The following is a 7,241-nucleotide window of genomic DNA, read 5'->3' on the forward strand; positions in this document are numbered from 1 at the left end:
GGCCCGGGCGGCCGGGGCCGGGGCGCCCCCCCCGCGGGGGGGGGCCCGGCGCTACCGTTACGGCGTTGACATCGAATACGGCGCCTGCGCGCCCTGCCCCGGCCATTCCTTGTTCGGTTCGGCCTGCATGGTGAAGGTCAGTTCGCCACCGGCCAGGATCTCGTCATGGCGCAGGAAGGTGCGCTGCAGCGGCCTGCCGTTGAGGCTCACGCTGCCCACATAGGTGTGCTTGTCGTCCAGGCCGTTGGCCACGATCGTGAACGTCTTGCCGTTCGGCAGGCGCATCGCGGTCTTCGGCAGGAACGGACGGCCGAGGATGTACTCGCCCGAACCCGGTGCCACCGGATAGAAGCCCAGCGCGGTGAACACGTACCACGCCGACATCTGGCCGACGTCGTCGTTGCCGGCCAGTCCATCGGGGCGGTCGGCGTACTGCGTGTCCATGATCTGCTTCAGGCGGGCCTGGCTGCGCCACGGCTGGCCGGCGTACGAATACAGGTAGGCCACGTGGTGGCTGGGTTCGTTGCCGTGCGCGTACCAGCCGATCAGGCCGGTGATGTCTTCCATGTGCTCGAAGATGGACGGATCGACTTTGGCGTTGAACACCTCATCCAGCCGTGCCAGCAGCTTGTCGCTGCCACCGTGCGCTGCGGCCAGACCGGCCACATCCTGCGGCACGTACCAGGAATACTGCCAGGCATTGCCTTCGGTGTAGTCGGTGCCGTAACCGCTGGCACTCGGGTCGAACGGCGTGCGGAAGCTGCCATCGCGCTTGCGCGCGCGCATGAAGCCGGTGTCCTTGTCGAACGCGTTGCGCCAGTTGCCGGCACGCTTGTCGAAGGTGGTGGCGACGTCGGTCCTGCCCATCGCCTGCGCCATGCGCGCGATGGTCCAGTCATCGAAGGCGTATTCCAGCGTCTTGCTGGCGGCCTCACCTTCCTCATCGATCGGCACATAGCCCAGCTCGCGATACTGCGCGATGCCGTCGTAGGGACCGTAGTTGGCCGTCTCGACCATGGCCTTCAGCGCCTTGTCGACGTCGAAGCCACGGATGCCCTTGACGTAGGCATCGGCGATCACTGGCACCGCGTGGTAGCCGATCATGCACCAGTCTTCCAGACCGTGGAACGACCACACCGGCAGCATGCCATAGGGGCTGTGGTCGTGGTGGGCCAGCATCGAATTGATGAAATCGCTGTTGCGCTTCTCCGGCTGCACCAGGGTCAGCAAGGGATGGAGGGCGCGGTAGGTATCCCACAGCGAGAAGGTCGAGTAGTTGGTGTAGCCCTCGGCCTTGTGCACGGCATTGTCGGCGCCGCGGTACTGGCCGTCGGCATCCATGAACAGCGTCGGCCCCAGCAGGGTGTGGTACAGCGCGGTGTAGGCGCTGCGCCGTGCATGTTCCGGCGCATCGATATCCAGCACCGACAGCGCCTTCGTCCACTCCTGCTTCGCCTGCGCACGCACACGGTCGAAATCGAAGTCGGACACTTCGGCGTCGAGATTGGCGATGGCACCGGCCTCGCTGACCGGCGAGATCGCGACCTTCACGATCAGCGGCGCATCCAGCTTGCCGAAATCGAAGGTGCCGACCAGCTGCCGTCCCTCGATCTGCGCACGCTGCTTCGGATCCTTCTCACCCGGAGGCGCGAAGCCCTTGTAGACGATGTCCTTCTCGGTGCTGTGCAGCTCGTGGCTGGTCAGCGGCCGCGAGAAGCGCATCGCGAAATACAGCTGGCGACCCGCCGCCCAGCCGCGCGTTTCGCGGAAGCCGGTGACGGTGCCGTCGTCGCGGACGCGCACCCGCGACCACAGGATCTTGCCCGGGTAGTCGTACATGCTGGTGCGCATGTCCAGCAGCATCTTCGCGTCGGTGCCCTTGGGGAAGGTATAGCGATGCACGCCGACGCGGGCGCTGGTGGTCAGCTCGGCGCGCACCTTGTAGTCGTCGAGGGTGACCGCGTAGTAGCCGGGCTCGGCCTTCTCGTCGTCATGGCGGAACTGCGAGGCATAGCCGCTGCGCGGTTTTTCCGGATCGCCGCGTTCCAGGCCGGGCTCGCCGGTGAACGGCATCACCAGGATATCGCCCAGGTCCGAATGACCGGTGCCGGAGAAATGCGTGTGCGAGAAGCCGACGATGCTGCTGTCGTCGTAGCGGTAGCCGGCGGCCCAGCCATAGGCCTTTTCGCGAGGCTGGATGCGCGTGTCCGGGCTGAGCTGGACCATACCGAACGGCACCGTGGCACCCGGGTAGGTATGCCCTTCCCCACCGGTGCCGATGAAGGGGTCGACCGAGGCATAGGCCTTGTCGGCGGCGGACCGAGCAGGGGCGGCACCGGCCAGACCGGAAACGAACATCGCCGAGGCAGCGACAGCGAGCAGGAAACGACGTTGCGACAGGGGCATCGGCATTTGGATCGATTCAGGTGGTGCTCGGGAGCCTAGCACTGCGCCCTCTGCTCTGCATGTTGCGGTGCAGCTGAACCGTTCCATACGCGACAGAATCAGTCCGCTTTTCATCTGCAACTTTTTGTATGTCCGCCGGCGTGACCGGTGATGACACTGTGCCCGCACCTAAGCGCCGCAGTGGACGGGCCCGAAATCAAGACGATTGCGTGCCAAGGCAGGAGGCGGGATTGCCGCATCACCTTTGTCAGGAACCACTGTCGGGTCACACCCGCTTCACGCCCTCTTAGCGTCTGATACAGATTGACGCAGTCTGTACGGGTGTATTCCGGAAGTACTCTCATAACAGGAGTTTCGTCATGAAAGACGCTGTCCGTCGTTCCCTCGCACTGGCTGTGGCCAGCTCTCTTGCCTTCGCTGCCGCACCGGTATATGCGCGGACGCTTACCCCGGGCCAGTCGGCTACCGTGCAACCCGGAGATACCGCCGAGACGTGGAGCCTGTCTGGAGCGACGCTTACCGTCAATCCTGGTGGACAAACGCTGCGCATAGCCGCAGGATCTTCTTCGAACCTGCTTCTATTGGGGGCGGGGGTGTCGGCAGATGTAGCGAGTGGCGCCGTCGCTCTCAATAACAGCACGAGTGAGATCAACGACACCAGTATCCGCAACACCGGCGGGCGAGCACTTACCTTGGCTGATGTAGGTGGTGGTGGGCTGCCAGGCTCAGTAGCCACGGTCAGGCGAAGTGATCTTCTCGGCCTCGGTGTGGGCGCCAGCGTGGCTACCGCCTTTTCCAGCCAGCGCGCGATTCTGATCGTTGACGCTACCCGCATTGAGGCGCTTGCGAACAATGGCGCCTCGGCAACGTTAGCCGGGAACGGTCTGCTGGTGATCGGAACTGCTGATGTATCGGTTCAGAATGGCAGCAGCGTAATTGGCGCTCAGAACGGGATCTATGCAATCGATACAGACGTTGGTGGCGCCTCCAATATCAGCATTGACGGCTCCCTCATCGAAGGACAAACGGGTGCCGCTCTACGGGTTGCTCCCTCGCGTTCCCTGACGTCCCCGCGATCAAACGTGGTCTTCAATGTCCGCAACAACGGCCAGCTCGTCGGCGGTGACGGCAATCTGCTCTTTGTCGAGGCACCGGACGCGACTGTTGGCTTCAACGTCGACGACTCGCGCCTCACCGGCAACATCATCAACACGGTCGGCAGCACCGTCGACGTCAGCCTTACCAACAACGCCACCCTGCTCGGCGTCATCCAGGGCATCACATCGATGTCGCTGGACAACGCCCGTTGGCAGCTGACCGGCAACAGTAGTTCCGGCAGCCTGTCTCTGGGCAGTGGCAGTGAAGTCGCGCTGGGCGACGGCTCTGCTTTCCACACCCTCAACGTCTCCGGCAACTTCACCGGCAACGACGGCACCTTCCTGTTCAACACCGTGCTGGCCGGCGACGATGCGGCCAGCGACAAGCTGGTCATCGGCGGTGATACCAGCGGCACTGCCAACGTGCGCGTCAACAACGTCGGCGGCGCAGGTGCGCAGACAGTCAACGGTATCGAACTGATCCAGGTCGGCGGCGCCTCCAACGGCCTGTTCAACCTGGCTGGCCGCGCGGTCGGCGGCCAATACGAGTACTTCCTGCACAAAGGCACCGGTACCGATGGCAACTGGTACCTGCGTTCGGTGCTGCCCACCGCGCCGGACCCGTGCGAGGTCGATCCGAGCCTGCCCGAGTGCAACCCCGGACTGCCGGGTCCGGGTCCGGGTCCGGATCCCGACCCGGTGCTGCGCCCCGAGCCCGGCGCCTACCTGGCCAACCTGCAGGCCGCGCAGACCATGTTCCGGCTGGGCTACCACGATCGCCATGCCGGCCAGAATGCCGGCCGCGCGTGGGCCCGCGTGGACGGTTCTCGCAACGGCTTCGATGCGGTCAGCCAGCAGCTGGATATTCGTGGCAACAGCCAGGCACTCACGGTGGGCGCCGACCTGTGGCGCGCCGACACTGGCAGCAGCGCGGGCGTGATGCTGTCCACCGGCAACGCCAGCAGCACCTCCACCAACGAGCTGACCGGCTACTACGCGCGCGGCAAGGTGAAGGGCGAGGCGCTGGGCCTGTATGGCACGTGGCGCGGTGGCAATGGCGCCGACCCGTATGCGGGCTTCTACGTGGATGGCTCGGTGCAGCGTGCGCAGTTCCGCAACCGTGTGGAAGGCATCGGCCTGGCCAGCGAGCGCTACGACAGCCGGGCCTGGCAGGGCGCAGTGGAAACCGGTTATGCCTTCCGCCTGGGAGGCGCCAGCAACGGCGGCATCTATCTGGAACCGCAGCTGCAGGTGGGCTACAGCCGCTGGGATGGTGATCGCCACACCGAAACCAACGGCACCGTGGTCGGCACCGAGAACGCCGATGGCCTGTTCGGCCGCGCCGGCCTGCGCCTGTCCGGCGTGACCCGCTGGGGCAATGGGGTTGCCGAAGTGCAGCCCTACCTGGCCGCCAACTGGCTGCATACCCGCGCCGAATCGCAGATCAGCATGGACGACGAGGTGGTGGATGCCCGCATCCCGCGCAGCCGTGGCGAGTTCAGTGCCGGTGCGTCGGTGAAGTTCGGCAGCGGTGTGGGCATCTGGGGCGGGCTGTCGCTGCAGCGCGCCAGTGGTTACCACCAGAATGCCGCGCAGGTGGGCGTGAGCTACAGCTGGTAATCGAGCCGGCAAACCCTGCTTTCGGGGTGCCATACGCGTTCGAGGCGCATGGCACCCTGCAACCCCATTGGAAGGGCGCCGCCCTTAAGGTCTGTCACCTCGCAGAAGCGATGCAACTGCGCAGCGACGTAAAGGCGGCTCTTTCCTGCCATGCGCAGCGGGGGAAATACAACTAATTGGATGGTTCACAAAACCCGCCATGCCGAAACTGCCCCCAAGTCGAAACCGACAAAGAGAGCGCATTACGTCACCGAGTGGCCACGTCACCCTGCTGCCACATGAACAAGGTCAGATCTTTCACGCCCCATCCACGCATGGCCTGCGAAACGTTAACAACGACGAAGTGAATGCACAGTTCCACCCCAGAAGGAGTCTGTCATGCAGACCGCCGTCCGCCGTAGCAATCGCCGTCGCGCCTGTGGCGCCCCGCTGTCGAGCCCGTTCCGGCGGCCGCTGATACCTCTTCCTGGCCGCACCGGAACCTCGTTTCGCAGCGTTGGCGGCCAAACGGTCATGGCCCCGCTTCCGGGCTGATCGGCACACCGCAGCACGGGCGTTTCATGCGCCCACCTGCCCGAGCACATACCTCTACCGTCCATCGCCGCTGCATCGCGGATGGACCACCGGCGCTCGCCTTCGTTTCACCCCCTGATGGCGCCGCATGCCCCGATGCATGTGCGCCATCCACTGGAATACGTCACTACAGGAGTCTTTCCATGATGCGTACTACCGCCAATACCCTCTCACTGGCCATTGCGGCCAGCCTGCTGCTGGTGACGGGTGCCACCCATGCCGCCCAACTTTACCCCGGCCAAGTCGCAACGGTGCGGCCCGGTGACACACCTGAAACGTGGTTGGTCGATGGCGCCACGCTCAACGTCAATCCCGGCGGGAGTACGCTGGCCATCGAAGCGGTTCGGCAGTCGACCCTCAGAATCGACGAGGCCCAGGTCGAAGCCGCCGCCAGAACCCGCGCCGGCATCACCCTGCAGAGCAGTTCGCTCACACTGACCAATTCCACAGTCAACAACAGCATTGCGCGAGGTATGACCCTCGCCACCGGGAGTGGTGGGCAGGGCTCTACCGCCAACATCAGCAACAGCCAGATCACGGGCCTGGGGCTGGGCATCAGCGTACTCGGATCCCCGACGGGAGGGCGATCCACATTGACGTTGGACCGCACGCAGGTTCTCGGAAGAATGGACGCCTCCGCCGCACCAGCGCTGAACGGCAACGGTATCCTCGCATTTGACGCCGCCGACATCCTCATTGGCAATGGAAGTGTGGTGACCGGTGAGGTCAACGGAGTCTCTGCCACAGGCAATCAGTTTACGTCGCCTGACGCCTCTACTGTTGCAATCGACGCGTCACGTGTTGAAGGCAAGACGGGCGCGGCACTGTTCGTTGCTCCGCCTCCGGGAACCAACCGTGTAGATGGAGAAGTCCAGTTCATTGCCCGCAATGGCGCTGAGCTGGTTGGCAGCAACGGCAACCTGCTCGAAGTCACCGCCGCCGCCGCCAAAGTGGGCTTCACCGTCGACAACTCCAACCTCATCGGCAACATCATCAACACCGGCGGCAGCACAGTGGACGTTGCGTTGACCAACAACGCCACGCTGCTCGGCGTCACCCAGGGCATCACCTCGATGTCGCTGGACAACGCCCGCTGGCAGATGAGCGGTGACAGCAGCACCGGCAGCCTGTCACTGGGCAGCGGCGGTGAAATCGCGCTGGGCGATGGCTCCGCCTTCCACACCCTCAACGTCTCCGGCAACTTCACCGGGGCCGATGGCACTCTCATCTTCAACACCGTGCTGGCCGGCGACGATGCGGCCAGCGACAAGCTGGTCATCGGCGGTGATACCAGCGGCACTGCCAACGTGCGCGTCAACAACGTCGGCGGCGCAGGTGCGCAGACAGTCAACGGTATCGAACTGATCCAGGTCGGCGGCGCCTCCAACGGCCAGTTCAACCTGGCTGGCCGCGCGGTCGGCGGCCAATACGAGTACTTCCTGCACAAAGGCACCGGTACCGATGGCAACTGGTACCTGCGTTCGGTGCTGCCCACCGCGCCGGACCCGTGCGAGGTCGATCCGAGCCTGCCCGAGTGCAACCCCG

General features: G+C 64.6%; 3 protein-coding genes. 2 read left to right on the forward strand and 1 reads right to left on the reverse strand.

Annotated elements, in window-relative coordinates; all coding sequences use genetic code 11:
• Nucleotides 1–57 precede the first annotated feature (57 nt).
• A complete protein-coding gene (locus tag IAE56_RS20100; protein WP_200753733.1) occupies nt 58–2,412 on the reverse strand; it encodes a GH92 family glycosyl hydrolase in 2,355 nt (784 codons plus the stop codon).
• Nucleotides 2,413–3,488: 1,076 nt separating this feature from the next.
• Here IAE56_RS20100 and IAE56_RS21185 point away from each other — a divergent pair.
• Together IAE56_RS21185 and IAE56_RS20110 are read left to right on the forward strand one after the other, a co-directional pair.
• Entirely contained in the window at nt 3,489–5,123 is a 1,635-nt protein-coding gene (locus IAE56_RS21185) for an autotransporter outer membrane beta-barrel domain-containing protein (RefSeq protein WP_325167214.1), read from the forward strand.
• A gap of 716 nt (nt 5,124–5,839) precedes the next feature.
• Nucleotides 5,840–7,241: autotransporter outer membrane beta-barrel domain-containing protein (locus IAE56_RS20110; RefSeq protein WP_200753735.1), on the forward strand; the 1,402-nt coding region annotated here is incomplete at its 3' end.

Origin of the sequence: Stenotrophomonas sp. S41 (genome assembly GCF_016624625.1) — a bacterium.
In the GTDB taxonomy this organism is placed as follows: domain Bacteria; phylum Pseudomonadota; class Gammaproteobacteria; order Xanthomonadales; family Xanthomonadaceae; genus Stenotrophomonas.

Coding starts and splice junctions, on each gene's coding strand:
- IAE56_RS20100 (WP_200753733.1), bottom strand. CDS start 2,412: ATGCCGATGCCCCTGTCGCAACGTCGTTTCCTGCTCGCTGTCGCTGCC.